A 25482-nucleotide genomic window follows, 5' to 3' on the forward strand; every position below is an offset into this window, starting at 1 on the left:
AGCCAATGAACACCGACCTGCTCATCCCCGAAGGCGACCGCCAGCGCCTGACCGAGTGCAAGCACCACGCGCCCCACGATTTCTACGGCTGGCACCGCGTGGGCGCAGGATCCGTCGTGCGCACCCGCTTCCTCGGCGCCGAGCGCGTGGAGCTGCTCATCCACAACGGCGCCCGCGCCATGGAGCCCATCGGCGACGACATCTGGGCAATTTTGCTTGACGACGAGCACGCGCCCGACTACCGCTTCCGCGTCACCTACCCCGGCGCCGAACCGCGCATTGTGGCGGACGCGTACCACTTCCTGCCCACCTTGGGCTCGCTGGATCTGCACCTGATCAACGAGGGCCGCCACGAGCGCCTCTGGGAGGTCCTCGGCGCGAACGTGCGCTCCTACGAGACCTCCCTGGGCGAGGTACGCGGCACCTCGTTTGCCGTGTGGGCGCCGAACGCTCAGGGCGTGGCCGTCATCGGCGACTTCTGCGAGTGGAACCCGAACCAGTACCCAATGCGTTCCCTCGGCTCCTCCGGTGTGTGGGAGATCTTCATCCCGGGCATCGGCGACGGCGCGACCTACAAGTACGCCATCCAGACCGCCGACGGCACCCGCGTGGACAAGGCCGACCCCCTGGCCAAGCGCACGCTCACCCCGCCGGAGACCGTCTCCGTGGTGGCCGCGCCGAGCGAGTTCGAGTGGACCGACGAAGAGTGGATGAATGCGCGCGCCGACATCGACGCCACCAACTCCGCCATGAGCGTCTACGAGTGCCACATCGGTTCCTGGAAGCAGGGCTCCAACTACGCCCAGCTAACCGAGGAGCTCGTGCCCTACCTGGTGGAAAACGGCTTCACCCACGTGGAGTTTCTGCCCGTGGCGGAGCACCCCTTCGGCGGCTCCTGGGGCTACCAGGTCACCGGCTACTACGCCCCGACCGCGCGCTGGGGCTGCCCGGACGAGTTCCGCAAACTCGTGGACACCCTGCACGCCAACGGCATCGGCGTGCTGGTGGACTGGGTGCCCGCCCACTTTCCCAAAGACGACTTTGCGCTTGCGCGTTTCGACGGCTCCGCGCTCTACGAGCACCCCGACTGGCGCCGCGGCGAGCAGAAGGACTGGGGCACCTACGTCTTCGACTTCGGCCGCCGCGAGGTGCGCAACTTCCTGGTGGCCAACGCCCTGTACTGGTGCGAGGAGTTCCACCTGGACGGCCTGCGCGTGGACGCCGTGGCCTCCATGCTCTACCTGGACTACTCCCGCGAGCCCGGCGAGTGGCTGCCCAACCAGTACGGCGGCCGCGAGCACTGGGAGGCCGTGCAGTTCCTCCAGGAGATGAACGCCACCGTGCACCGCGAGCACCCCGGCGTGCTCACCATCGCCGAGGAATCCACCGCCTGGCCGGGCGTGACCGCGCAGACCGACGCGGACGGGTTGGGCTTTTCCCTGAAGTGGAACATGGGCTGGATGAACGACACCCTGGAGTACTTCTCCCTGGATCCCATCCACCGCTCCTACCACCACAACGAGATCACCTTCTCGCTGGTCTACGCGTTCTCCGAGCGCTACGTGCTGCCCTTTAGCCACGACGAAGTGGTCCACGGGAAGGGCTCGCTGTGGACTCGCATGCCCGGCGACGACTGGAACAAGGCCGCGGGCCTTCGCGCCCTGTACGGCTACATGTTCTCGCACCCCGGCAAGCAGCTGTTGTTCATGGGCTGCGAGTGGGGCCAGACCACCGAGTGGGACGAGGCCCACTCCGTCAACTGGGACAACATTGCCGATAGCTGGGGCCACGGCTACCACCGCGGCATCCAGCGCCTCGTGCGCGACTTAAACCGCGTCTACCGCGACACCCCGGCGCTGTACTCGCAGGACAACACCCCGATGGGCTTCCAGTGGGTCAAGGGCGACGACGCCGCGAACAACATCCTCGCCTACATCCGCTGGGGCGTGGACGCCACCCCGGTGCTCGCCGTGGTGAACCTCTCCGGTGCCTCCCAGCCCAACTACCGCCTCGGGCTTCCCGAGGCCGGCGAGTGGGAGCTTTTGGTCAACACCGACGACGCCGTCTACGGCGGCGCCGGCAACGACCTGCCGCAGGTGCTTCACACCGAGCCGACCGAGTGGGACCGCTTCGAGCAGTCCGCCGAGCTGCACGTGCCGGCGATGAGCGCGCAGTACTACATCCTGCGCCGCTAGAACAGGGCGCTGGCGAGCCGGGTGCGCGCCGCGATCACGCGCGGATCACCCGGCTCCAAAAGCGTCAGCAGCTCCAGCAGCCGCTCCTTGGCGCGCGGCTCGGCCTTGACGTGCTCCAGCAGGCGGTCGAAGGCCGCCTCAGGCTGGCCTGCGACAAACTCCTTGTCCGCCAACCACAGCAGCTTCTCGACGCCAACCTCCGGCTCCCCCTGCCCCTGCACCCTCTTGAGCACAGCCACGGTTGCCTTGGCCTGCTTGACGTCCGCGTTGGTTGGGTCGTCCGCGAGGATCTCGTCGTAGACCGCCGTGGCGGCGTCGAAGTCGCCCGCGTTGAGCGCCTCCGTCGCGCGGTCTAAGCGGGGGTCCTCGGTGTCCTCGGCGGGCGTGGTGTCGTCGGCAAGCCCCTGCAACTGCGGGCCCACCTGGCTGACCAAAGCACCCACCCACTGCTCGAGCTCGTCCGTCGGCTGGTTGCCCTCGAAGTTGGCCACCGGGCGCCCACCCGCAAGCGCGACCACCGTAGGCAGCACGCGCACGCCCATCGCCTGGGCGACCTGCGGGGTGGCGTCCGCATCCAGGTAGCCGACCAGGAAGGCGCGCTGGCCCGCCGCCAACTTCTCAAACTGGGCCTTCAAGCTCTCCGAATCCGGGCTGCGCGGCGTGCCGATGAGCAGCACCACGGGAATCTGCATGGAGCGCTCGAAGATGTCCTTTTCAACGTTGGCCTCGGTGACCGTGATAAACGGCTCGAAGCCGCCCTGCGCCTCGTCGTTGCGGTCCGCGAGCGCTCCCAGGTCGATCGCGCCGCCGGTGAACTGCGGGTTGGTCATATTACGCCTCCAGGTGCTTGTTCAGGGATTCGACTTTCTGCTGCATCATGTTCTCGTAGCCGGGGCGGATATCCGCCTTGACCACCAGCGACACGCGCGGGGAGACCTCCTCCACCGCCTGCGTCGCCCGCTTGATCACGTCCATGACCTCGTCCCACTCCCCCTCGATGGTGGTGAACATCGCCGTGGTCTCGTGCGGCAGGCCTGACTCGCGGACCACCTTCACCGCCCGGGCGACAACGTCGGACATCTCCGCGTTGGAGTTTTCGGTCATGGTCGGTGCCACAGAAAACGCTGCAATCATGCGGCCAATACTAGCGTCGCTGCCAGCAGTGCTTGTGCCAGTGCCTCCGGTCGTCCGCGCCCCGGCCGGTATCGCGCGGCCACGCCACCACGTGCGCCACCCCGGGTGGGATGTTCTGGTTGCAGCCCGGGCAGATGTAGTACTTCGTCGCAGCCGCCGAGCCGATCTGGCGGACCTTGAAGATCTCCCCGTTGGTCCAGCTCGGCCCCTCCATCTCTTGGGTGCCGAGGAACGTGGAGCCGTCCTTGGGCAGCACGTACCGCGGCACCTGGTGCTGGCGACGGTTCCTGCGCGGCATCAGAACAGGCGCAGCTCCGCGGACTCGATGCCGCGCAGCTCGTCGTAGTCCAGGGTCACGCACTCGAAGCCGCGGTCGCCCGCGAGCGTGCGCGCCTGCGGCTTGATCTCCTGCGCCGCGAACACGCCGCGCACCGGGCGCAGCAGCTCGTCGCGGTTGAGCAGCTCCACGTAGCGGCTGAGCTGCTCGACGCCGTCGATGCCGCCGCGGCGCTTCACCTCCACCGCCAGCGTGCCTCCTTGCGGGTCGCGCGCCAGGATGTCCACCGGGCCGATCGCGGTTGGGTACTCGCGGCGCACCAGAGTCACGCCGTCGCCGAGCGTGGTGATGTGCTCCGCCAGAAGCTCCTGCAGGTGGGACTCCACGCCGTCCTTGACCAGCCCCGGGTCTTGGCCGAGTTCCTTCGTCTCGTCCAGCAGTACCTCGGAGACGGTGATGCGAAGCTGCTCGCCCTTCGGGTTCTCCACGATCCACAGCTCTTCACCGGTGTCCTCGCCGTCCACGTCCACCACGTGCTCCACCCGGGTGGTGCACGGTGGCGTCATCCAATTCAACGGCTTGTAGGCGCGGTCGTCCGCGTGAATGGACACAGACCCGTCCGCCTTGACCAGAATCAGGCGCATCGCCTCCGGCAGGTGCGCATCCAGGCGGCCGACGTAATCCACGGAGCAACGGGCTATGACTAGACGCATGCCTGTCAGGGTACAGCCGCCCTTAACGCTGGTTTGCATCGCGCTGCGCGCGCTGGACCAGCGAACGTACGTCGATACGCTCCTGGCGCACATCCGGTGCCGCCTCCACCCACGACACCAGCCCCATCTCCGTGTGGCGGTCCGCCGCGAACTCGAAATCGCCCTGCGGGCCAGTAAAGCGGAGGACGTGACCGATCTCCGGCATGAACTCGCGTTCGCCCTCGGTCACGTCCCTGAACCCCTCGAACTCCACCCCGCGGCGATCCAGCTCCACGTCGTGGTGGAACGTCAGGGAGCGCAGCTTAAAAAACAGCAGCCGCTCGCCGTCGTAGCGCAGCACGCCATGCCGCCAGCCGTGGATCCCCTCAGCCGGCAGCTCGCGCATCATCGCCCGCGCGCCGGAGTTGCGCACCATTGCAAAGCGCCACCCCGCGGCCGCTGCGAGGACTACCAGGACTAGCGCTGCAACACCTGCGACGACCATCATCCCGGCCCAACCTCCTCGACCACGCTGGATAGACATTTGCCAGTGATCATATCGCACAAATGCGAAACACCCCCTCCCGGTTTCCCGGGAAGGGGTGCGTTCGTGGCGGTCGGCGTCTATGCCTTCCTTGCCAGAGACTTCTACTGGCTCTGACGGCGAACCGCGGCGAGCTCCGCCTCGGAACGTGCCTTGACAACGCGGTCCTCGTCGTGCAGGTGGGACTCCGCGTCAGCGGTGTCAACCTCGTCGGCGAAGATCGCGTAGTCGGCCAAGATGGTCACCTTGTCGCCCACAACGGACAGGAACCCACCCTGGACGGCGGCGACAATGCGCTCGCCGTCCACCGGGCGGATGGTCACCACACCGTTGTCCTTGAGCTGGCCAAGGAGCGGCTCGTGGCCAGGAAGGATGCCGATCTCACCCTCCGTGGTCTGGGCGGTGACGATGCTTGCCTGGCCTTTCCAGAGCATGCGGTCGACCGCGACCAGTTGAGCGGTAAGTTCAGCCATCTTCTACCCTCCTACGCCTGCAGCTTCTTGTACGCAGCCTCGACGTCGTCCAGACCGCCAAGGCCGTTGAAGGCCTGCTCCGGGTAGTGGTCGAACTCGCCCTCGCAGAGACGGTCGAACGCGTCGATCGTCTCCTCGAGCGGCACGTAGGAGCCCTCGTCGCCGGTGAACTTCTTTGCGACGAAGAAGTTCTGGCCCAGGAAGCGCTGGATCTTACGCGCGCGCTGCACGGTGATCTTGTCTTCCTCGGACAGCTCGTCCATACCGAGGATGGCGATGATGTCCTGCAGCTCCTTGTTCTTCTGCAGGATACCGATCACCTTCTGCGCGACCGCGTAGTGACGCTCGCCGACGATGCCCGGCTCGAGGATACGAGACGTGGAGGTCAGCGGGTCCACGGCCGGGTAGATGCCCTTCGACGCGATCGAACGGGAAAGCTCGGTGGTCGCGTCGAGGTGGGCGAAGGTGGTGGCCGGAGCCGGGTCGGTGTAGTCGTCCGCCGGCACGTAGACGGCCTGCAGCGACGTAATCGAACGGCCCTTGGTCGAGGTAATGCGCTCCTGGAGCACACCCATCTCGTCGGCCAGGGTCGGCTGGTAGCCCACGGCGGAAGGCATGCGGCCCAGCAGGGTCGACACCTCGGAGCCCGCCTGGGTGAAGCGGAAGATGTTGTCGATGAACAGCAGCACGTCCTGGTTCTGCACATCGCGGAAGTACTCCGCCATGGTCAGGCCGGACAGGGCCACGCGCATACGGACCCCCGGCGGCTCATCCATCTGGCCGAAGACAAGCGCGGTATCCGGCAGCACGCCCATGTCCTCCATCTCGAGGAACAGGTCGGTGCCCTCACGGGTGCGCTCGCCGACGCCGGCGAAGACCGAGGTACCGGAGAACTCGCGTGCAATACGCGTAATCATCTCCTGGATCAGCACGGTCTTGCCCACACCAGCGCCACCGAACAGGCCGATCTTGCCGCCCTTGACGTACGGGGTGAGCAGGTCGATGACCTTAATACCGGTCTCCAGGATCTCGGTCTTACCCTCGAGGTCCTTGAACGCCGGCGGCTCGCGGTGGATGCCCCAGCGCTCGCCGTTCTCGCCCACCGACGGGTCGTCCAGGCACTGGCCGAGCGCGTTGAACACGTGGCCCTTCACCTGGTCACCCACCGGCACGGAGATCGGGTTGCCGGAGTCTGCCACCTTAGCGCCACGGACGAGGCCATCGGTCGGCGCCATAGCGATGGTGCGCACGAGGTTGTCGCCCAGGAACTGGGCGACCTCGAGCACGATGGTCTTGGACATCTCGCCGAGGTCGATGTCGACCTCGAGCGCGTTGTACAGAGCGGGCAGCTCGCCACGCGGGAACTCCACGTCGACGACTGCGCCGATGACGCGCACGACACGGCCGTTCTCAGAACCGCGCGGGTTCTGAGTGTTCTCGACCTGAGCCGGTGCGGTGTCGGTCTCAGAAGCCGCACCCGCCAGCTCGTCGTTGCGCTCATCAAAAGAGTGAGCAGTAGTCATGATTTAGTCACTTTCTCCACTACCGGACAGCGCGCCAGCGCCGCCGATAATCTCGGTGATTTCCTGGGTGATCTTTGCCTGACGGGCTTGGTTAGCTTCACGGGACAGGTCGTTAGCCAGCTCCGTAGCATTATCCGTCGCGTTCTTCATAGCCGTGCGGCGCGATGCCGACTCCGCTGCAGCGGACTCCAGGAAGATCGAGTAGAGCAACCTGGAGACGTACACCGGAAGCAGTTCTTCCATCAGCGTGTCAGCGTCGGGCTCGAAGCTCATGTCCGGGCCCACCTCGCCGGAGGTGGTCAGCATGTCCTGCTGCTCGTACTTGAACTCCTCCAGCACCGGCTCAATCGGCAGGAGCTGGGTGACCCGGGCCTCCTGCGACAGCATGGAGACGAACTCGGTGTAGACGACGTGCACGACGTCGAAGCCGCGCACGGATGCACCTTCGGCACCGTCGACACGCAGCGGCACCGAGCCTTCGGAGCCTGCCATGTAGCCGTCGATGATCTGGTGGCGCACGCCGTGGGTGTCATCCCACGACGGCTGCTGCGAGAACCCGGTCCAAGAACCTTCAACGTCCATGTCGCGGAACCTGAAGTGCGTGACACCCTTGTTGCCGGTGACGTAGCGCACTACCTCGTACCCGGCATCGGTGAGCATGCGCTCCAGCTGCGCGGCCTTCTTCAGGACGTTGTGGTTGTAACCGCCGGCCATACCGCGGTCAGAAGTGACCACGAGGATTGCCGCGACCCGGCCGTTCTCACGCTCGTGGAGCATGGGGTGGGCCAGGGAGCTCGCGGACGCGAGGCGTTCCATGACGTCTTTCAGCTCGTCGGCGTACGGCTTAGCCGCCTCGACGCGCTGCTGGGCCTTGGTGATCTGCGCGGTGGCGATCAGCTCCTGGGCCTTCGTAATCTTCTTCGTTGAGTTGACGGACCTGATGCGGTCGCGCAATTCGCGAAGCGTTGCCATGGTGTTTCCTCCCTTCCTTTATGTAGTAGTCCTAGTCGCGTTGCACGCGCACTAGGAGCGGCTGACGTTGAGCTGGTTCTTGGCCACGTGCTTGGAGTCGAGCGGCTCCGCCTCGGCCTCGCGGACGATGCGCTCGCCGGAGGAAGCCTGGAAGTTACGCGCCAGGTCCTCGTTGATGCGCAGGATCGCGGCCTGAGAGTCGTCGTCAAGCTGCTTGCCGCCCGCAATCTGGTCGTAGACCTGCGGTGCGTTGGCGCGGATGGCCTCGTGCAGCTCTGCCTCGTAGCGGCGGACATCCTCGACGGGAACGACGTCGAAAACGCCCTGGTTCGCGGACCAGATCGAGATGATCTGGTACTCGACTGCCTGCGGAGAGTTCTCGGACTGCTTCAGCAGCTCCACCAGACGCTGGCCGCGCTCGAGCTGCTTCTTGGAAGCGGCGTCGAGGTCGGACGCGAAGGCCGCGAAGGCCTCCAGGTCGCGGTATGCGGCGAGGTCAAGACGGAGGTTACCGGCAACCTTCTTCATGCCCTTGGTCTGCGCGGCGCCACCGACACGGGACACGGAGATGCCCACGTCGATAGCCGGGCGCACGCCCTGGTTGAAGAGGTCAGACTGCAGGAAGACCTGGCCGTCGGTAATCGAGATGACGTTGGTCGGAATGAAGGCGCCCACGTCGTTCGCCTTCGTCTCGATGATCGGCAGCGCGGTCAGGGAGCCGGCACCGAGCTCGTCGTTGAGCTTGGCGGCACGCTCCAGCAGGCGGGAGTGCAGGTAGAACACATCGCCCGGGTATGCCTCGCGGCCCGGCGGGCGGCGCAGCAGCAGGGAGATGGCACGGTATGCCTCGGCCTGCTTGGTCAGGTCATCGTAGATCACCAGGACGTGCTTGCCCTGGTACATCCAGTGCTGGCCCAGGGCGGCGCCGGAGAACGGTGCCAGCCACTTGAAGCCTGCGGAGTCGGATGCCGGAGCCGCCACGATGGTGGTGTACTCCAGTGCGCCGTTGTCCTCCAGAGTCTGGCGCACACCGGCGATGGTGGAGCCCTTCTGGCCGACGGCGACGTAGATGCAGCGCACCTGCTTCGACGGGTCACCGGTCTCCCAGAATTCCTTCTGGTTGAGGATGGTGTCGATGCAGACTGCGGTCTTGCCGGTCTTGCGGTCGCCAATGATGAGCTGACGCTGGCCGCGGCCGATCGGCGTCATGGCGTCGATCGCCTTGAGGCCGGTCTGCAGCGGCTCCTCGACCGGCTGGCGGTCGAGCACGCTTGCGGCCTGGAGCTCCAAGGCACGCTCTTCGTTGGACTCGATGGGGCCCAGGCCGTCGATCGGCTGGCCCAGGGGGTTGATCACGCGGCCGAGGAAGTTCTCGCCGACCGGGATCGAGAGAACCTCGCCCGTCCGCTTGACTTCGTCGCCCTCGGAAAGGGTCTCAAAATTACCCAGCACCACGACACCGATGGAATCGGTCTCGAGGTTCTGTGCGACGCCGATGACGCCGTTCGGGAACTCGAGCAGCTCGTTCGTCATGCAACCTGGCAGCCCGGAAACCTGGGCAATACCATCTGCAGCCGAAGTCACCACGCCGACCTCCTCACGGGAGGCCTCCGCGGAGTAGCTCGAGGTGTAGTTCGCTATCGCGCTACGGATCTCATCGGAGGAGATCGTCAGCTCCGCCATGTTCTTCCTGCTCTCGGTAGTTTCTTCCAGCATGTTGTTTTCTATTTGGTCGCTTGGGCCGCCATGTCGGTGCGCAGGCGGTTAATCTTCCCGCGCGTCGAACCGTCGATGACCTCATCGCCCACACGGACAACCATTCCGCCGAGGAGGCTGGGGTCAACCTCAGAGTGGATGGCCATCTCGCGACCGTAAATCTGCTCCAGCTTGCGGGCCAGTGCATCGCGCTGGGTGTCGCTGAGTGCCTCAGCGGCCTTCACGCGTGCGACAGCCTTGCCACGCAGCTCCGCGACGCCCGCGGCCAGCTCGGCCAAGTCGTCGACGGGGTTGTGGTTGGGGCGGCCGATAACCTGCAATGCCAGTGCCTCGGTGAACATCGTCACCTTGCCGTAAATCACGCTAGCCAACAGTCCGCGCTTCTGCGCCGGGGTCGCGGTGCGGTCGGAGAGCAGCTGGGTCAGCTCCTTCTCCCCTTCGAGCAGCGTGGAGAGCTGGTACAGCTCGTTTTCCACCTGCTCCAGCTGGCCCTGCTCCTTGGCACCCAGCTCCAGCGCGTGACGGCCGAGGTTGACCAGACCGGCGCGGAACTCGCGCGGGGTCGACCACTCCTGCTGCGCCGCAGCGATGAGGATGTTCAGGGTGGGCTCCGCAACCTTGTTGCCGAAGACGTCGCGGATGATGCCCTCGCGCTGCGAGGACTCCAGCGACGTGTCGGCCACGGCAATACGCAGCGCGCGCTCGGTGTCGAGCTGGTCCACGGTGAGGAACAGCTCGGTACCGATCTGCGCAGCCACGGCGACGGAATTGTCGGCGTTCCGGATCAGCTCCTCGAGCTTGCCCGTAACGTGCGACTGTGCTTCGCGACTAGCTGCCTTCATCTCGCCTACTTCCTCGTCGACACGCGGTCGAGCTCGCTCAGGAACTCGTCGATCGTGTTCGAGCGGCGGGTCGAATCCGACAGCTCGGTGCCCAGCAGACGCTCAGCCAGCGAGATGGAGTTCTGGCCCATCTCGTTGCGCAGCTCAGCGACAACCTGCTCGCGGGAGGCCAGCAGCTGCTTCTCACCGGACTCGATGATGCGGCGGGCCTCTTCCTCGGCGCGGGCACGAGACTCAGCCTCGATTTCCTTGCCGCGGGTGCGGGCGGCTTCACGGATCTCAGCGGCCTCGTGGCGCGCCTCCGCAAGCTCGGCGTTGTTCTTCTCCAGGGCAGCCTTGGCTTCTTTTTGGGCGACCTCAGCACGCTCGATGCCACCCTTGATTCGGTCTTCGCGCTCCGCCAGCACTTCCTGGAACTTCGGAATGACGTACTTCGCAAAAAGTAGGCCGACGATGATGAAAACGACAAGAGACCAAACCACGTCGTACGCTGCCGGCAGAAGAATGGAAGGTTCCTTCTCCAGCGGCAGCTTCTCGCTGGCCTCTGCGGCAGCGAGGAATGCAGTGACGTCAGTCATTGGTTGCTCCTGATCTAAAAAATGTACGGGTTACTCGTTCGTGTTTTTTAGAACAGGAAGCCGGCGACGAGGCCGATCAGGGCAAGCGCCTCAACGAAGGCGATACCCAGGAACATGGTGGTGCGCAGCTGGCCAGCCATCTCCGGCTGGCGAGCCATGCCCTCGACGGTCTTGCCGACGAGCATACCGATGCCGATGCCCGGGCCGATGGTTGCAAGGCCGTAGCCGATGGTGCCGAGACCCTCGTAGCGGTTCACGGTCTCCGCTGCCTGAGCAAGAATGATGTCGTTCATGTGAAAGTCGTTCCCTTTCTAGGTGCTCTCCCGCGGGGTGCGGGTGAGCGAGTGACAGATGGTGGGGTTATTCAGTTGGCCGTGTGGTCGCGCTTTGTTAGTGCGCATCCGCGTGCAGCGACAGCTCGATGTACACCGCAGTCAGCAGAGCGAAGATGTACGCCTGCAGGAAGATGATGATCAACTCGTATGCGGTGAACAGCAGCGCTGCGATGAGGGTCAGGCCACTCACTGCCGTCCATGCGTTCAGCTGCCAGAAGAAGAAGTTCGTGGCGGAGTACAGCAGGACGAGAATGATGTGGCCAGCCAGGAAGTTCGCCATAAGACGAAGAGCCAGGGTGACCGGACGCAGAATAAACGTCGAGAAGAACTCGATCGGCACCACCAGGAGGTGGAGCAGCGGCGGAAGGCCGGGAATCACGGTCGAGTGCTTGAAGTATGCGATGCCGTAGCGCTTCACGCCGGCGTAAATCATCGCAATGTAGGCCGCAACCGCCATGACGATCGGCATGCCGATACGTGCGTTAGGCGAGATGTTCAGGCCTGGGATGATCGTTGCGACGTTCATGAACAGCGTGGTGAAGAAGATGGTGCACAGCAGCGGCAGGAACCGCTTGCCGTCCTTCTTCCCCAGCGTGTCCTCCGCGATATGCACGCGGACGAAATCGACACCGATCTCGGCGACATTCTGCAAGCCCTTGGGAACCAGCTTCGGGTTCCGGAAGGCAATAACAAAGAGGAGCACCAAAATCGCCGCCATGAACAGGCGGACGAGCATGATGCGATCGAGTGCGAACCACCCATTAGCGAAGTCTTCGCCAATGAGCTGGCCGTACGTCTGCCCCGGGAAAAATTCTGGACCAAGCGAAGGTGCGTGGAATTCACCCTTCATGGCCAAAGTTGTAACGCTCAGCGTTCTCTCCCGTTCTCGGGCCGCGCTCCGATGCGCTCGGCGCGCGGTGCGATGGACGTCTTCAACAAAGACTGCCTCCGCGGCGGACTCCGTCGCACATCTGCTTCCGCGGGGGCAGGGGATGTCGTTCTTGCGCCGGTTTCCCCTGCTTACGAGGGTTAATATCGACTCGGAACAAACCCAGCGGTAATCCTAACAGGCCGTCCGCGCAAAGTAGGTTTTACCTGTGTAGTTGTCCCCCCGACGCACCACCCCAACCCACGAAACCGGGCAACTACCCAGCTCGGACGCTTTTCCGCCCTGCTGTTAGGTCTGTCACAGCTTGCGCGTACCTCTAATCCAGGTAGGTGGTGCGGGTGGTGATCAAGCCCCAGGTTTCGGCACCCAGGGCGACAACTAGGGCCGCCATCGTGGTGATGCCGAACGCCTGGTGGTCGTAGAAGTCGAAGCCGCGGATCCACAGGAAAAACAGCACCAGCACACCCATCTTGAGCAGCCAGCCGCCGAGCACGATCGCCATCGTGGCGTTCGGGGTGGAGTTCGAGGTGGCCAGCACGGTTGCGGCGGTGAGCAGCACGAAGCTTCCGCCCACTGCGACGCCCATCAGCGCGGCCCAGATGCCGGGCAGGTCGCGGGCGGCGCCCCACCCCATCAGTGCGACCACAGTGAGCACCACGAGCGCCCAGCTGGCCACCTTCAGCGCGCGCACGAGAGGCTTGCGGTGGTCGGTCATGGCGTTAGCGTCGTTGACTTCAAGCGGTTTCACGCTGCGTCATCCTACCTGCTGGGCCGATCTTTCCCTTGGCCAAGGGCACCAGCGTGAGCAAAAACGCAACCAGCAGCGCCGCCACGCTTAACGACGCCGCGACTTTGAACGGCACCACGGAAAAGCTCACTGCACCGAAGGCGACGGCGGAGACCCACATGTAGAGCACCAGCACGGTGCGGCGGTGCGTGTGCCCGAGCCGAAGTAGGCGGTGGTGGATGTGCCCTGCGTCCGCGGCAAACGGGCTCTGCCCGCGCGCGGTGCGGCGGATCACGGCCCACACCAGGTCCAGCACTGGCAGCGCGATCGCGGCCAGCACAACGATGATCGGGCTGACCAGCGCCACTAGGTCGGCGGCGCCGTAGAGCGACATGTTGATCTTGCCGGATGCCGAAATCGACGCCGCGGCGAGCAGCAGCCCGATCAGCATCGCCCCGGAGTCGCCCATGAAGATGCGCGCGGGCTCGAAGTTGTGGGGCAAAAATCCCGCGCAGATCCCCACCAGGATCGCGCAGATGATCGCCGGCGGGTAGGCGGAGACTGCCCCGCCCTGGTCGTGGAGCACCGCCAGCGAATAGATCAGGATCGCAGAGCCCGCGATCATGCCCAGCCCGGCGGCGAGCCCGTCGATGCCGTCGACGAAGTTCACTGCGTTGATGAGCAGCACCGTAAACAGCGCGCTCAAGACCATGCCCTGGGCTTGATCCAGGATGAGCGTGGTGCCCTCCCCGAACGGCAGATAGAACACGGTGAAGATAATGCCCAGCGCGGTCATGATGATCGCGGCGGCGAACTGCCCGATTAGCTTGGTCAGCGCGCGCAGCTCGTACAGGTCGTCCACCACGCCGACGAGCACGATGGCGAGCCCGCCCACCAGTACCGCAGTCATTTCCGGGGTCACTGGGGCGAACCCGCGGGTCAGCGCCGGCAACTGCTGCGCGAGCCCGTAGGCAGCCAAGAATCCGGTGAACATGGCCAGCCCGCCTAGCGACGGGGTCGGCTGCGTGTGCACGTCGCGCTGGCGGATCTCCGCCACCCTGCCCGTGCGCACGAGCATGGACCGCACCGGCCCGGTGGCCAGGTACGTGACTGCGGCCGCCACGAGCAGGACAAGTCCCAGCTCACGCAGCGGAACACCGGAGGCGTTCATCGGCGGCTACTTCCTCCGCAAGCTCTCCGGGTCAAGCCCTAAGACCTGACCAATGCGTTCGGCGGAAATCGCCCCCTCGCGCAGGATCCGCGGCGCGGGGCCGGAAATGTCGATGATTGTGGACGGCTCCCCGATCTCCGCCGTGCCCCCGTCGAGGTAGATGGGCACCGCGTCGCCGAACTGCTGCCGCGCCTCGGTGGCGGTGGTCGCCGGCGGGTTGCCGGAGATGTTGGCGGAGGACACGGCCATCGGCCCGGTCTCCTGCAAAAGCTCGAGTGCCAGCGGCTGGTTCGGCATACGCAGCAGCACGGTGCCGCGCGTGTCGCCCAGATTCCACGGCAGGCTGGGCGCCTCGGGGACAACGATGGACAACCCGCCCGGCCAAAAGGCCTCAACCAGTGTCTTCGCGGTTTCGGTGAACTCGCGCACGAGCCCCTGGATGGTCACCCAGGAGCCCACCAGCACCGGCACCGGCATGTCGGGTCCGCGGCGTTTGGTGGCCAGAAGTGTTTCCACGGCGTTGTTGTTGAACGCGTCGCAGCCGATGCCGTACACGGTGTCCGTCGGCAGCACGACGCAGCGGCCGGCCCGGACGGCGTCGGCGGCCGCGCGCACGCCTTCGATGCGCTTCTGCGGGTCGAGGCAGTCGTACGTTTCCCTCAATGTTCGCTCCTTGGCCGTCGGGCAGTTACCGGGCTAGCTTACTCGCCGTGACAAACCGGGCCCGCCCAGTCATGTCCTCCAGCGGGCGCACGTCCGCGAAACCGCCGGCGCGCAGCTCGGCCTGCACAGCCTCGGAGGTGGTGTCGTCGTGCTCGATGCCCACCGCTCCCCCATCTTTGAGCATTTGCTTGACGACGGGCACGAGCCCGCGAATCGCCGCCATCCCGTCCGCGCCTGAAAACACTGCCTCGTGCGGGTCCGCGTAGACCTCCGCCTGCAGCTCGGGCGTCTCCGGCACATACGGCGGGTTGGACACCACCACGTCCGCGCCGATCCCGGCGAGCAGCTCCGGGTCGGTCATGTCCCCCGCCACCACCTTGACCTGGGGCGCTTGTTTTTCGACGTTGCGCTGCAGATAAGCGCGCGCGGTCTCCGAGCGTTCCACCGCGTAGACGATCGCATCCGGCCTGTCGCGGGCCACCGCTATGGCTAAGGCTCCGGTGCCGGATCCGAGGTCGACGACGGTGGGGGCCGGAGGGGCGTCGATAAGCTTTCGCACCGCCCACTCGGCGAGGACCTCGGTTTCGGGCCTGGGGATGAACACGCCGGGGCCGACGGCGAGATCGACGCCGTAAAACGGCGCGGTGCCGATGATGTGCTGCAGCGGCTCGCGCGCGGCGCGGCGGGCGACGAGTCCGGTGTAGCGTTCGGCGAAGTCCGCCGGAGCGTCGGCGAACATGAGCTGCATCGGCGCGACGCCGAGCACGTGCGCGGCAAGCAGGCGCGCGTCCACCTCAGGCGAGTCGACGCCCGCCTCACGCAGCGTGTTTGCGGCGCTCGCGATGAGTGAGCGAACGCTACTCTGCTTCAAGACGCTCCTGGCGCTCGTGGGTCTGCAGCGCCGTGATGAGGTCGTCCATGTTGCCGTCCAGCACCGAGTCCAAGTTGTTGGACTTGTAGTTGATGCGGTGGTCCGAGATGCGGTTCTCCGGCCAGTTGTAGGTGCGGATGCGCTCGGAGCGGTCCATGGTGCGCACCTGGGACGCGCGGCCCTCGGCCTCCTCGGCCTCCTGCTTCTCGCGCTCGAGCTGGTCCAGGCGAGCCTGCAGCACCTGCATGGCGCGGGCGCGGTTCTGGATCTGCGAGCGCTCGTTCTGGCAGGTCACCACAATGCCGGTAGGCAGGTGGGTGATGCGCACGGCCGAGTCAGTCGTGTTCACGCCCTGGCCGCCCTTGCCGGAGGAGCGGTACACGTCGACGCGCAGATCCTTCTCGTCGATGTTGACGCTTTCAATCTCGTCCGCTTCCGGGAAGACGTACACACCAGCCGCAGAGGTCTGGATGCGGCCCTGGGACTCGGTGACGGGAATGCGCTGCACGCGGTGCACGCCGCCCTCGAACTTCAGCTTGGACCAGGCGCCGTCGCGCGACGGGTTCTTGGACTTGACCGCGACGGTCATGTCCTTCACGCCGCCCAGATCGGACTCTGCGACGTCGAGGACCTCCCAGGTCAGGGCGTGCTTCTCGCAGTACTTCTGGTACATGCGCGCCAAGTCGCCGGCAAACAGCGCGGCTTCCTCGCCGCCGGCGCCGGCCTTGAGCTCCATGATGATGTCGTCGCCGTCGTGCTCGTCGCGCGGAGCGAGCAGGTCGGCCAGCTCCTCCTCCAGGCGGACAATCTCGCCCTCGAGGCGCTTAGCTTCTTCGGCGAACTCCTTGTCCTCGTTGGCCATCTCGGCCGCGGCCTCGTGGTCCTCCTGTGCCTGGGTCAGGTCGTTGTAGACGTTGATGATCGGCTGCAGCTCGGCGTAGCGCTTGGACAGCTTGCGGAATTGGTCCTGGTCACCCGCAACCTCCGGGTCGCCCATTTGGGCCTGGATGCCCTGGTATTCGGCAACGTAGTCGTCGACAAGCGAAACCTGCGTCTTGTCTGCCATTAGGAGTAGTCCTCCTCATCGTTTTCCGTCTGCGCCATCGGCGCGGAGTTGGCCACGCCGATGAGGAACTCGCCGTTGGTCTTCGTCTTCTTCAGCTGCTTGATCAGCATGTCAATGGACTGCTGCGGATCCAGCGCAGAAAGGATGCGGCGCAGCTTGTGCATCACGCGCGCCTCCTCCGGGCTCATCAACAGCTCGTCCTTGCGGGTGCCGGACGGGTTGACGTCCACAGCCGGGAACACGCGGCGCTCCGCGATCTTGCGGTCCAGCTTGAGCTCGGCGTTGCCGGTGCCCTTGAACTCCTCGAAGATCACGGTGTCGCCTGCCGAGCCGGTCTCCACCATCGCGGTGGCGATGATCGTCAGCGAGCCGCCCTCCTCGATGTTGCGGGCGGCGCCCAGGAAACGCTTCGGCGGGTACAGCGCGTTGGAGTCCACGCCGCCGGAGAGGATGCGGCCGGACGCCGGGGAGGAGTTGTTGTACGCGCGGCCCAGGCGGGTGATGGAATCCAGCAGGACCACCACGTCCTGGCCCATCTCCACCAGGCGCTTCGCGCGCTCGATTGCGAGCTCGGCCACGGCGGTGTGCTCTGACGGCGGGCGGTCGAACGTGGAGGCAATCACCTCGCCGTTGACGCTGCGCTGCATGTCCGTGACTTCCTCCGGACGCTCGTCCACCAGCACCACCATGAGATAGCACTCCGGGTTGTTGGTGGCGATCGCGTTGGCGATGTTCTGCAGAATCGTCGTCTTACCGGCCTTCGGCGGGGAGACGATCAACGCGCGCTGACCCTTACCAATCGGCATGACCAGGTCGATCACGCGGGTGGTGAGGATCTTCGGCTCAGTTTCCAGACGCAGACGGCGGTTCGGGTACAGCGGGGTGAGCTTGTGGAACTCCTTGCGCGCCTTCGCCGCCTCAGTGGTCTGTCCGTTGATGGCATCCACCCGCACAACCTGGTTGTAGCTGCGGCGGTTGCGGCCGTTGCCCTGCGAGTGGGACTGGCCGTTCGCGCGCACCTGGGCCGTCACCGCGTCGCCGGAGCGCAGGCCCGACTGGCGCACCAGCTTCTGCGGCACGTAGACGTCCGCGTTGGACTGGCGGTAGCCGGTGGTGCGGATGAACGCGGAGCCGTTGTCCTGCACGTCCGCGATACCCGCGACATCCTGCAGGTCCTCCGGGTTGAAGTTCTGGTTGTCGTTGTTGTTGCCGTTGTTTCCGTGGTTGCCACCGCCGTTGTTGTGGTCCCGGTTGCGGTTACGGTTGCGGCGCCCGCGGCGGCCGCGGCGTCCCCCGCCGTGGTGGTCGTCGTTGTTGTTGCCGCCGTGGTTGTTGTTGCCGTGGTTGTTGCGGCCGCCACGGTCGTTGTTGCCGCGCTCCTGATTGCCGTCCTGCTCGTCGCGGTTGTCCCGGTTGTCCCGGTTTTCGCCGCCCTGCTGCTCGTCGTGCTGCGAGCGCGCGCGGTTGCGGCGGGCGCGGCGTGCCGCGGAGCGCGACGCCCCGCGGGACTCGTCGTCGTCGCCAGGCTGCTGCTTCTCAGCTGGCTCGGCCGGCTTCTCCGCCTTCTCCGGCTTCTCCACCGGCGCAGCCTTTTCGGCGGCGGCCTTGCGCGGCACCTGCCCGGTGACGATGGCCTGGATGAGTTCCCCCTTGCGGAGCCCAGAGATCCCCTTGAGTCCCTTCTCGGCGGCGAGCTTGCGCAGCTCCGGAATCTTCATTGCGGCGAGGTCGGCCGCGGTGCCGGTTTCGGTCACGTGTGTCCTTTCGTCGCTAAGCCAGCTGCTTCATCGCGCAGATATTCGCGTTTGCATACACCGGTAGCGGTCGTGTGCGGTCTTACGGATCCCGCGGGCCCGGGGAAACGTTCCTCCCGGTTGCTCCGCCAGCACCCTCGACCGGAAAAGTTCCGGGACGGGTGCAATTCGCACGATCCACGCAAAAGTGTAGCGCATAGAAGGCCCTGCGCTAATCAGGCCCGCGCTAACATGGCCTGCATGCTTTCAACGATGCAGGAGGTGCCGTTCTCCGTCGCCAGGATTTTGGAGTTCGGCACCACCGCCCACGCCAACACGAAGTGCACGACGTGGCGCGCATCCGGCGCGGAGGAGACTACGTTCGCCGAGATTGGCGCGCGCGCCGCGGCTTTTGCGCACGCGCTGCACAGCGACCTGGGCATCGACGGCGACCAGCGTGTCTCCACGCTGCTGTACAACTGCGCGGAGCACATCGAGGTGATGTTCGCCGTCGCCGCGAAGGGCGCGGTGTTCAACCCGTTGAATGTGCAGCTCATGGTGGATCAGATCGCGTACGTGGTCAACCACTCCGAGTCCGAAGTCATCGTCGCGGACCCGCGCCTGGCGGAGAAGCTCGGCGCAATCTTGCGGGACTGCCCCACCGTGCGCGCGGTGGCGTTTACAGGCATCGCCCCGCTTGACGACGCCGCTTCGCACCTCCCCGACACAGTCCAGGTGCACAGCTACGAGCAGCTTCTCGACGGCCGGCCGACGTCCTACCCATGGCCCGAACTGCCGGAAAACACCGCCGCAGCGCTGGTGTACTCCACCGCCACCACCGGCGCGCCGAAGGGCGTGGCGTACTCGCACCGCTCCCTGTGGCTGGAGGCCACGGGCCTGCGCGCCACCGACTCGCTCGCCGTGACCCACGGCGAGACCTTTTTGTGCTGCATCCCCATCTACCACGTGCTCAGCTGGGGCGTGCCGCTCGCCGCGTTTTTGGCCGGCACTCCGCTGGTGCTGCCGGATTCGGACATGTCCGCGCCCACCCTGGCCAAGCTCATCGCCGGCACCCACCCGCGCGTGGCGCACGGCGTGCCCACCCTGTGGATCCAGCTGATGGTGCACTACCTGCACAACCCGCCCGAGCGCATGAGCCTGCAGGAGATCTTCGTTGGCGGCTCCCCCGCCCCGCCCGCACTGATCAAGGTTTGGGAGGAGCGCTACGGCGTGGACGTGGTGCACGTGTGGGGCATGACCGAGACCTCCACCGTCGGCACCGTGGCGCGGCCGCCGTCGGGCGCGTCGGGTGAGGCCCGCTGGGCCTACCGCGTCTCCCAGGGTCGCTTCGCCCCCACCCTGCAGTACCGCTTGGTCAACGACGGCCAAGTCATGGCGCCCACCGACCTCACCCAGGGCGAGATCCAGGTGCGCGGCAACATGGTCGCCGCCAGCTACTACCACTCGCCCACCCAGGAGCCCGGCGAGATCGCCTCGCGCTTCCGCGGCGAAGATGTCGACGACGAGCGCGAGCACTTCACCGCCGACGGCTGGCTGCGCACCGGCGACGTGGGCACCGTGACCAACGCCGGCTTCCTCACGCTCTACGACCGCGCCCGCGACGTCATCCGCTCCGGCGGCGAATGGATCTACTCCGCCCAGGTGGAAAACCTGATCATGGAATCCGAAGAAGTCATCGAGTGCGCCGTCATCGGCATCCCCGACGACAAGTGGGGCGAGCGCCCCCTCGCTGTGACCAAGCTGACCGCCGAGGTCGCCCCCACTGCGGAGACCGCCGCTCGCCTGCGCGCCGGGCTCGCCGACGTGCTGCCGAAGTGGATGGCGCCCGAGTACTGGACCTTTGTCGACTCCATCGACAAGACGTCCGTGGGCAAGTTCGACAAGAAGGACCTGCGCAAACACCTCGCCAAAGACGAGTTCGACATCATCGCCTTGCCCGGCCCCGGCAGCCGGCCGAAGGCGACGTCGTAAAGCGAAAAGTCACGGTACGATGGCGGGGCATGACAGCAAAGCCAAGCATTTTCTCCAGTCCATCCCGCTACGTGCAGGGCAAAGATGCCATCCACGAGCTGGGCAAGTACCTGAAGCAGCTCGGCGAGAACCCGCTGCTGCTTTCCGACGACACGGTGTGGGGCCTCGTCGAACAGTCCCTCACCGACGGGTTTGAAAAGGAAGGCCTCCCGGTCAACCGCGTCAAGTTCGAAGGTTTCGCAACCGCCGAGCGTGTCAACGACACGGTCAAGCTGATCAAGGACAATAACTACGACGTGGTGGTCGGCCTCGGCGGCGGCTCCGCCATCGACTCCGCGAAGGCCGCCGGCTTCGAGGCGGACATCCGCTGGGCTTCGGTGCCCACCGCGGCGTCTTCCGACGCTCCGACTTCCACGCTTTCGGTGATATACACCGAGGACGGCGCCTTCGACGAATACCGCTTCTTCCCCCGCAACCCCGACTTGGTGCTCATTGACACCCAGCTGGTCGCCGGCGCCCCGGAGCAGTTCCTCATCGCTGGCATCGGCGACGCCATGGCTACTTGGGTGGAGGCACGCGCGACCGCAAGGGGCAATGGCACCACCATGAACGGCGGCCACCCCACTCGCGCAGGCGCTGCTCTTGCAGAGCTGTGCGCTGACATTCTGCGCAAGGACTCCTTCGCCGCCCTCGATGCGGTTCGCGCAGGCGTAGTCACCCCGGCGCTTGACGCCGTGGTGGAGGCGAACACCCTGCTGTCCGGCCTCGGCTTCGAGTCCGGCGGCTTGGCCGCGGCCCACGCCATCCACGACGGCCTGTCCGCCGCCGAGCAAACCCACGGCCTCTCCCACGGCGAGAAGGTCAACATCGGCACTCTCGCCCAGCTGATCATGGAGGGCGCCGACTCCGAGGAGATCGAAGACTTCATCGAGTTCACCACCAAGGTCGGTCTGCCTACCACGCTGACTGAGGTGGGCCTGTCCCCCGAGGACACCGACGTCCTCGAGGCTGTTGCCAAGGCCGCGACCGCCGAAGAGGAGACCATCCACAACATGCCGTTCCCGGTCGAGCCGGCCCAGGTTGTCGAGGCGCTGATCACCCTCGAGCACACCGCCCGCCGCGTCCGCGAAGAGCGCGGCCTGCCGGAACCGAAGAAGTACGAGGCGAAGCACTAAACTCGCGCGATCCGGGGCCGCACGATGCTTTCGTGCGGCCCCTTTTTATGCCTGTTTCCGCAATTGCAGAACGTTCGGACACAACCGGACATATCGAACATACCCCCGTTTTCCATTTTCCATTCTGCAGTTGCGGAACGATCGGACACAATCGGACATTTCCCTAAATGTGCACTTGAGATGGTTCCGCAATTGCAGGATCCGCCCCCAGATGTCCACTAAAATGAACACAAAAATCCTTTACATCGAACACTCTTGCGTTTACGCTCGACGCCAAACAGCAACCGCCAAACCATCCCCGGGGGACCTGCCATGACAGCAGCCATCGAAACCGAGCGCACATCTCTGCTTATCGACGAGCTAAAGCACCACCACCGCAATTCCCACTTCCACCGCGCCGAAATGCTTAACGCCCTCGGCCAACTCGATGAAGCCGACATCGCCTCCCAGCGAGGTGAGACATCCACCGCCACCTGGCTCAAACGCGAGCTCAACCTTGCCACGGCCACGGCTTACGAATACGTCCACGTCTCCCGGGGTCTTCGCAGATTCCGCCTGCTGTATGAGACGTTTCGCTCCGGCATCATGCCGTACTCCACCATGCGCCTGCTGCTGCGCTACATGCACGAGCAGAACGAGGAAGAACTGGTAGACCTCGCTCTAATTCACGGTTACTCCGAACTCGAGCAGGTCCTTGCCGGCAGCGATCCCGCCGAGGAACGGGAGCCGGAGGAACCAGTGGTGACCGCGAAGTTTCGCACGGACGGCATGCTCGATTTCCGCGCACTGCTTCCGGCTGTCCAGGGCCAGGCGCTGCTCTGCGCGCTGAAAATCGCGCAGTTGGCGAACTACTGCGCAGAACTCCCCGATGTGGACGAGCTTGCAGACCCAGAGGAGCTAGAGAGGCTCATTGACGCAGTAGAAAACGAACCGGAGGCGTGCCCTGCAGACGAGACGGTGGAAACAGAACGCCCACGGACAAAGTTGGACATGGACAGCATCTTGCGGCCCCCGTCCCGCTACGGCAATCCGGAAAGGAAGGACCTCTACCCCGCTTTTGTTGCCATGATGGAGATGGTGCGTACGAACCCAGTCAGCGCCCTGCGCGCACCGGGCGCCCACGTCAATATTGTGCTCACGGAGGACGGCGGGGCATGGATGCCGCAGAACACCTCGGCTCGCTCAGCGGAGGTTCGAAGCTACATCGCAAACGCGAATGTTCGGCTGCACCTGCTAGACAAGAAAGGACTGACTATCCACGTCGGCCGGTCCCGCCGCTTCGCCACGGACGCCCAGGTGCTCGCCTTGCTCACGGCCTGGGGCCACCAGTGCGCGATGCCCGGTTGCAACCACAAGCGTTTCATCGAGATCCACCACATCCGGGAATGGGAAGAAGGTGGCGAGACGAACATGGACAACCTGATCCCACTGTGCTCGAGCTGCCACGCAAAGATTAGCCACGGACTCGCCTATATTCAGCCGCACGGCCCTGACCTGTACTTCCGACTTCAGGACGGAACGCAGTATGTGTCTAGGAACCGCTCCCTGCCGACGAGGACGCGCGACCACACTGGTCCGCTGCGCGACACAGTTACGCCGGGTGACTCGTTCGCGGAATAGTTAGTCGCGCACGAGCTCCGCGGTGGCTGGGCCTGCGACGTCGAGTTCGATGACGCGGAGGCCGGCGGAACGGGCTTCGTCGAGAAGCGAAGGCTCCACCTCAGTCGTAGTGAGCATCAGCGCGGTCGGGCCGGCGCCGGAGAGGTAGGCGGCGTGGCCGCGGTTGCGCAGGCGGTTGACCCACTCAGCCGTCACCGGCAGAACGTCGGCGCGGTACGGCTGGTGGAGGCGGTCGCGGGTGCCCTCGAAGAGCAGCTGCGGGTGATGCTGCAGCGCGGCCGTCATCACTGCGGTGCGCGAGACATTGAAGCGTGCGTCGGTGTGGGTGACGTGGCTGGGCAGCACCTTGCGCACGGCGTTGGTGGAGGCGTGGAAATCAGGAACGAGGGCGACGGCCTTGATGGACTCGTCGACCGGGATGCGCACGGCGCGGTAGGACGGCTTGGATTGGCCGTCGACGGGGATGTCCGTCCAGGACACCACTGCCCCGCCGAGGGCTGATGCGCCGGCGTTGTCGGGGTGGCCCTCAAACTCGGAGGACAACTGCACGACGGCGTCTTCGTCCAAAGGCGAGCCCGCCAGCGCGTTGGCGGCCACCACGCCCGCGACGGCGGCCGAGGCAGAGGAGCCGAGGCCGCGGGACTGCGGGATGTTGTTGTGGCACACCACGCGCAGGCCGGGTGCGGAGACGTCGGCGGCAGTCAGGCCGGACTGGATGGCCCGGACGACGAGGTTGGAGCTGTCGCGGGGTAGGTCGTCGGCGCCCTCGCCGAAGATCTCCACGTCGAGGCCGGACTCGGTGACCTCGACCTCAACGGTGTCGTAGATGCTCAGCGCGATGCCGAGGGTGTCGAAGCCGGGGCCCAGGTTCGCCGACGAGCCGGGGACGGTGACCTTGACTTTCAGGCCGGGCTGCAGATCGATAGCCATAGACGGAAACCTTAGGAGTCGAGGCGGATAACGGAGTTGACGGCGAGCACGTCGTCGTGGCCGGTGAGCTGCTCCACGATCGCCTTGAGATCCTCCTCGAGCGCGGCGTGGGTGACAACGATCAGGTGGGCCCCGTCGCCGGACTCCTCCTGGCGCACCGCGGACAGCGAAATCCCGGCCTTGGCAAAGCGGGCGGTGAGGTCGGCGAGCACACCGACGCGGTCGTTGACCGTCATGTTGATGGTGTAGCGCGTGGTCACCTGCTCGAACGGGACGACCGGGTAGTCCGCGTAAGGGTTCTCGGCCGGGGCGCGACCGCCGTGGACTTTGTTGCGGGCAGCGCCGACGAGGTCGCCGAGCACTGCGGATGCGGTGGGGGCGCCGCCGGCGCCGTTACCGTAAAACATAAGTCGACCTGCTGCTTCTGCCTCGACGAAGATGGCGTTGTAGGACTTGTCCACGGTAGCGAGCGGGTGCTCGTTGGGCACCAGCGTCGGGTGGACTCGGGCGTTGACGCCGGTGGTGTTGCCGGCGTCGTCGACAAGCCGCTCGCAAATGGCCAGCAGCTTGATGGTGTGGCCGGACTTCTTCGCGGCCTCGATGTCGTCTGCGGTGATTTTGGTGATGCCTTCGCAGTACACGTCGTCGAAGGTCACGCGGGTGTGGAAGCCCATGGAGGCGAGGATCGCGGCCTTGGATGCGGCGTCGTGGCCCTCCACGTCCGCGGTCGGGTCTGCCTCCGCGTAGCCGAGGCGGGTGGCCTCGGCGAGCGCTTCCTCGTAGCTCGCGCCGGTGGAGGCCATGGCGTCGAGGATGAAGTTGGTGGTGCCGTTGACGATGCCGGAGATGCTCTGCACTTGGTCGCCCGCCAGCGAGCGACGCAGCATGCCCACCACCGGGATGGCGGCGGCGACGGCCGCCTCGTAGTAGAGGTCGACGCCGGCGGCGTTGGCGGCGTCGGCAAGCTCGGCGCTGTGGGCGGCCACAAGGGCCTTGTTCGCGGTGACCACGGACTTGCCCGCCTTCAGCGCCTCGAGGACGAGCTCGCGCGGGTAGTCGATGCCGCCGATCAGCTCGACCACGATGTCCACGTCGTCGCGGGTGACCAGCTCGCGCGCATCCCCGGTCAAGTACAAGCCCTGGACCTCGGGAGCATCCTTATGCTTCTCGACGTCCGATACCGCAACGCCCCTCACCTCAATCGGACTACCGATACGGTGCTCCAAGTTCGAGGAGAACTCCGACAGCAGGCGCAGCACCTCGGTACCGACGGTGCCCTTGCCCAGCACGGCGATGCCCACGGGGGTGCCGATGCCCTTGCCCGGGTAGTTGCCGTTGTATCCCTCGGCGGTGGCGGAAGTCAT

At 65.6% G+C, this 25482-nt stretch carries 25 protein-coding genes; 4 read left to right on the forward strand and 21 right to left on the reverse strand.

The features are described 5' to 3' along the window. The first annotated feature begins 5 nt into the window (after positions 1 to 5). Positions 6 to 2195 carry a 1,4-alpha-glucan branching protein GlgB gene (gene glgB, locus ACF3NP_RS05120; RefSeq protein WP_392399016.1) on the forward strand — a complete coding sequence of 730 codons (2190 nt, stop codon included), beginning with the start codon at positions 6 to 8 and terminating at the stop codon, positions 2193 to 2195. Here the strand turns inward: glgB and ACF3NP_RS05125 are convergent. From ACF3NP_RS05125 to rho, 19 genes are all read right to left on the reverse strand, one after another. Then, complete coding sequence (locus ACF3NP_RS05125) at positions 2192 to 3025, reverse strand: tetratricopeptide repeat protein (RefSeq protein ID WP_181888250.1); 834 nt, start codon at positions 3023 to 3025, stop codon at positions 2192 to 2194. The two genes, glgB and ACF3NP_RS05125, sit on opposite strands and share 4 nt — an antisense overlap. Position 3026: 1 nt before the next feature. After that, positions 3027 to 3329 carry an MTH1187 family thiamine-binding protein gene (locus tag ACF3NP_RS05130; RefSeq protein ID WP_181888249.1) on the reverse strand — a complete coding sequence of 101 codons (303 nt, stop codon included), beginning with the start codon at positions 3327 to 3329 and terminating at the stop codon, positions 3027 to 3029. 10 nt (positions 3330 to 3339) lie between these two features. Beyond that, on the reverse strand, positions 3340 to 3627 hold the full coding sequence (locus ACF3NP_RS05135) for a hypothetical protein (protein ID WP_181888248.1): 288 nt from the start codon (positions 3625 to 3627) through the stop codon (positions 3340 to 3342). Further along, positions 3627 to 4319 (reverse strand): endonuclease NucS, encoded by a 693-nt coding sequence (gene nucS / locus ACF3NP_RS05140; RefSeq protein WP_181888247.1) that lies wholly within the window; start codon positions 4317 to 4319, stop codon positions 3627 to 3629. Before nucS ends, ACF3NP_RS05135 begins: the two co-directional genes overlap by 1 nt. A gap of 22 nt (positions 4320 to 4341) precedes the next feature. Further along, positions 4342 to 4806: a DUF2550 domain-containing protein gene (locus ACF3NP_RS05145; RefSeq protein ID WP_181888246.1), complete on the reverse strand. Its 465-nt coding sequence runs from the start codon at positions 4804 to 4806 to the stop codon at positions 4342 to 4344. Positions 4807 to 4946: 140 nt separating this feature from the next. Next, entirely contained in the window at positions 4947 to 5315 is a 369-nt protein-coding gene (locus ACF3NP_RS05150; protein WP_070474849.1) for a F0F1 ATP synthase subunit epsilon, read from the reverse strand. Positions 5316 to 5326: 11 nt separating this feature from the next. After that, a complete protein-coding gene (atpD, locus tag ACF3NP_RS05155; RefSeq protein ID WP_236883397.1) occupies positions 5327 to 6838 on the reverse strand; it encodes a F0F1 ATP synthase subunit beta in 1512 nt (503 codons plus the stop codon). 3 nt (positions 6839 to 6841) lie between these two features. Beyond that, entirely contained in the window at positions 6842 to 7810 is a 969-nt protein-coding gene (locus ACF3NP_RS05160) for a F0F1 ATP synthase subunit gamma (RefSeq protein ID WP_181888245.1), read from the reverse strand. Positions 7811 to 7861: 51 nt separating this feature from the next. Continuing rightward, positions 7862 to 9526 (reverse strand): F0F1 ATP synthase subunit alpha, encoded by a 1665-nt coding sequence (gene atpA / locus ACF3NP_RS05165; RefSeq protein WP_181888244.1) that lies wholly within the window; start codon positions 9524 to 9526, stop codon positions 7862 to 7864. A gap of 8 nt (positions 9527 to 9534) precedes the next feature. Then, positions 9535 to 10368, reverse strand: coding sequence for a F0F1 ATP synthase subunit delta (locus tag ACF3NP_RS05170; RefSeq protein ID WP_181888243.1), 834 nt, complete (start codon positions 10366 to 10368; stop codon positions 9535 to 9537). Positions 10369 to 10373: 5 nt separating this feature from the next. Then, entirely contained in the window at positions 10374 to 10946 is a 573-nt protein-coding gene (locus ACF3NP_RS05175; RefSeq protein ID WP_070844089.1) for a F0F1 ATP synthase subunit B, read from the reverse strand. A gap of 47 nt (positions 10947 to 10993) precedes the next feature. Then, positions 10994 to 11239: an ATP synthase F0 subunit C gene (locus tag ACF3NP_RS05180; protein WP_034999811.1), complete on the reverse strand. Its 246-nt coding sequence runs from the start codon at positions 11237 to 11239 to the stop codon at positions 10994 to 10996. A gap of 97 nt (positions 11240 to 11336) precedes the next feature. Next, entirely contained in the window at positions 11337 to 12131 is a 795-nt protein-coding gene (gene atpB, locus ACF3NP_RS05185) for a F0F1 ATP synthase subunit A (RefSeq protein ID WP_181888242.1), read from the reverse strand. A 355-nt stretch (positions 12132 to 12486) separates the two neighbouring features. After that, positions 12487 to 12885, reverse strand: a complete 399-nt coding sequence (locus ACF3NP_RS05190) for a hypothetical protein (RefSeq protein ID WP_070844173.1) — start codon at positions 12883 to 12885, stop codon at positions 12487 to 12489. A gap of 19 nt (positions 12886 to 12904) precedes the next feature. Further along, on the reverse strand, positions 12905 to 14068 hold the full coding sequence (locus tag ACF3NP_RS05195; RefSeq protein WP_070844087.1) for an MraY family glycosyltransferase: 1164 nt from the start codon (positions 14066 to 14068) through the stop codon (positions 12905 to 12907). Positions 14069 to 14074: 6 nt separating this feature from the next. Next, the gene (locus tag ACF3NP_RS05200) at positions 14075 to 14731 is read right to left on the reverse strand and encodes an L-threonylcarbamoyladenylate synthase (RefSeq protein WP_181888240.1); all 657 of its coding nucleotides are present in this window, start codon (positions 14729 to 14731) and stop codon (positions 14075 to 14077) included. A 25-nt stretch (positions 14732 to 14756) separates the two neighbouring features. Beyond that, complete coding sequence (gene prmC / locus ACF3NP_RS05205) at positions 14757 to 15602, reverse strand: peptide chain release factor N(5)-glutamine methyltransferase (RefSeq protein WP_181888239.1); 846 nt, start codon at positions 15600 to 15602, stop codon at positions 14757 to 14759. Continuing rightward, positions 15589 to 16668, reverse strand: coding sequence for a peptide chain release factor 1 (gene prfA, locus ACF3NP_RS05210; protein ID WP_181888238.1), 1080 nt, complete (start codon positions 16666 to 16668; stop codon positions 15589 to 15591). Before prfA ends, prmC begins: the two co-directional genes overlap by 14 nt. After that, the gene (gene rho, locus ACF3NP_RS05215) at positions 16668 to 18422 is read right to left on the reverse strand and encodes a transcription termination factor Rho (protein ID WP_181888237.1); all 1755 of its coding nucleotides are present in this window, start codon (positions 18420 to 18422) and stop codon (positions 16668 to 16670) included. Before rho ends, prfA begins: the two co-directional genes overlap by 1 nt. A 240-nt stretch (positions 18423 to 18662) precedes the next feature. On the opposite strand from rho, the gene ACF3NP_RS05220 reads away from it, so the two are divergent. From ACF3NP_RS05220 to ACF3NP_RS05230, 3 genes are all read left to right on the forward strand, one after another. Then, positions 18663 to 20393 carry a long-chain fatty-acid--CoA ligase gene (locus ACF3NP_RS05220; protein WP_392399017.1) on the forward strand — a complete coding sequence of 577 codons (1731 nt, stop codon included), beginning with the start codon at positions 18663 to 18665 and terminating at the stop codon, positions 20391 to 20393. Between the two features lie 29 nt (positions 20394 to 20422). After that, positions 20423 to 21568 (forward strand): glycerol dehydrogenase, encoded by a 1146-nt coding sequence (locus ACF3NP_RS05225; protein ID WP_070474840.1) that lies wholly within the window; start codon positions 20423 to 20425, stop codon positions 21566 to 21568. Positions 21569 to 21880: 312 nt separating this feature from the next. Then, positions 21881 to 23188, forward strand: a complete 1308-nt coding sequence (locus ACF3NP_RS05230; RefSeq protein WP_070474839.1) for an HNH endonuclease signature motif containing protein — start codon at positions 21881 to 21883, stop codon at positions 23186 to 23188. Here ACF3NP_RS05230 and thrB read toward each other — a convergent pair whose 3' ends face one another. Then, positions 23189 to 24118: a homoserine kinase gene (thrB, locus tag ACF3NP_RS05235; RefSeq protein ID WP_181888235.1), complete on the reverse strand. Its 930-nt coding sequence runs from the start codon at positions 24116 to 24118 to the stop codon at positions 23189 to 23191. Positions 24119 to 24129: 11 nt separating this feature from the next. Continuing rightward, positions 24130 to 25482 carry a homoserine dehydrogenase gene (locus ACF3NP_RS05240; RefSeq protein WP_181888234.1) on the reverse strand — a complete coding sequence of 451 codons (1353 nt, stop codon included), beginning with the start codon at positions 25480 to 25482 and terminating at the stop codon, positions 24130 to 24132.

Origin of the sequence: Corynebacterium lehmanniae (genome assembly GCF_043161975.1) — a bacterium.
Classification (GTDB): domain Bacteria; phylum Actinomycetota; class Actinomycetes; order Mycobacteriales; family Mycobacteriaceae; genus Corynebacterium; species Corynebacterium lehmanniae.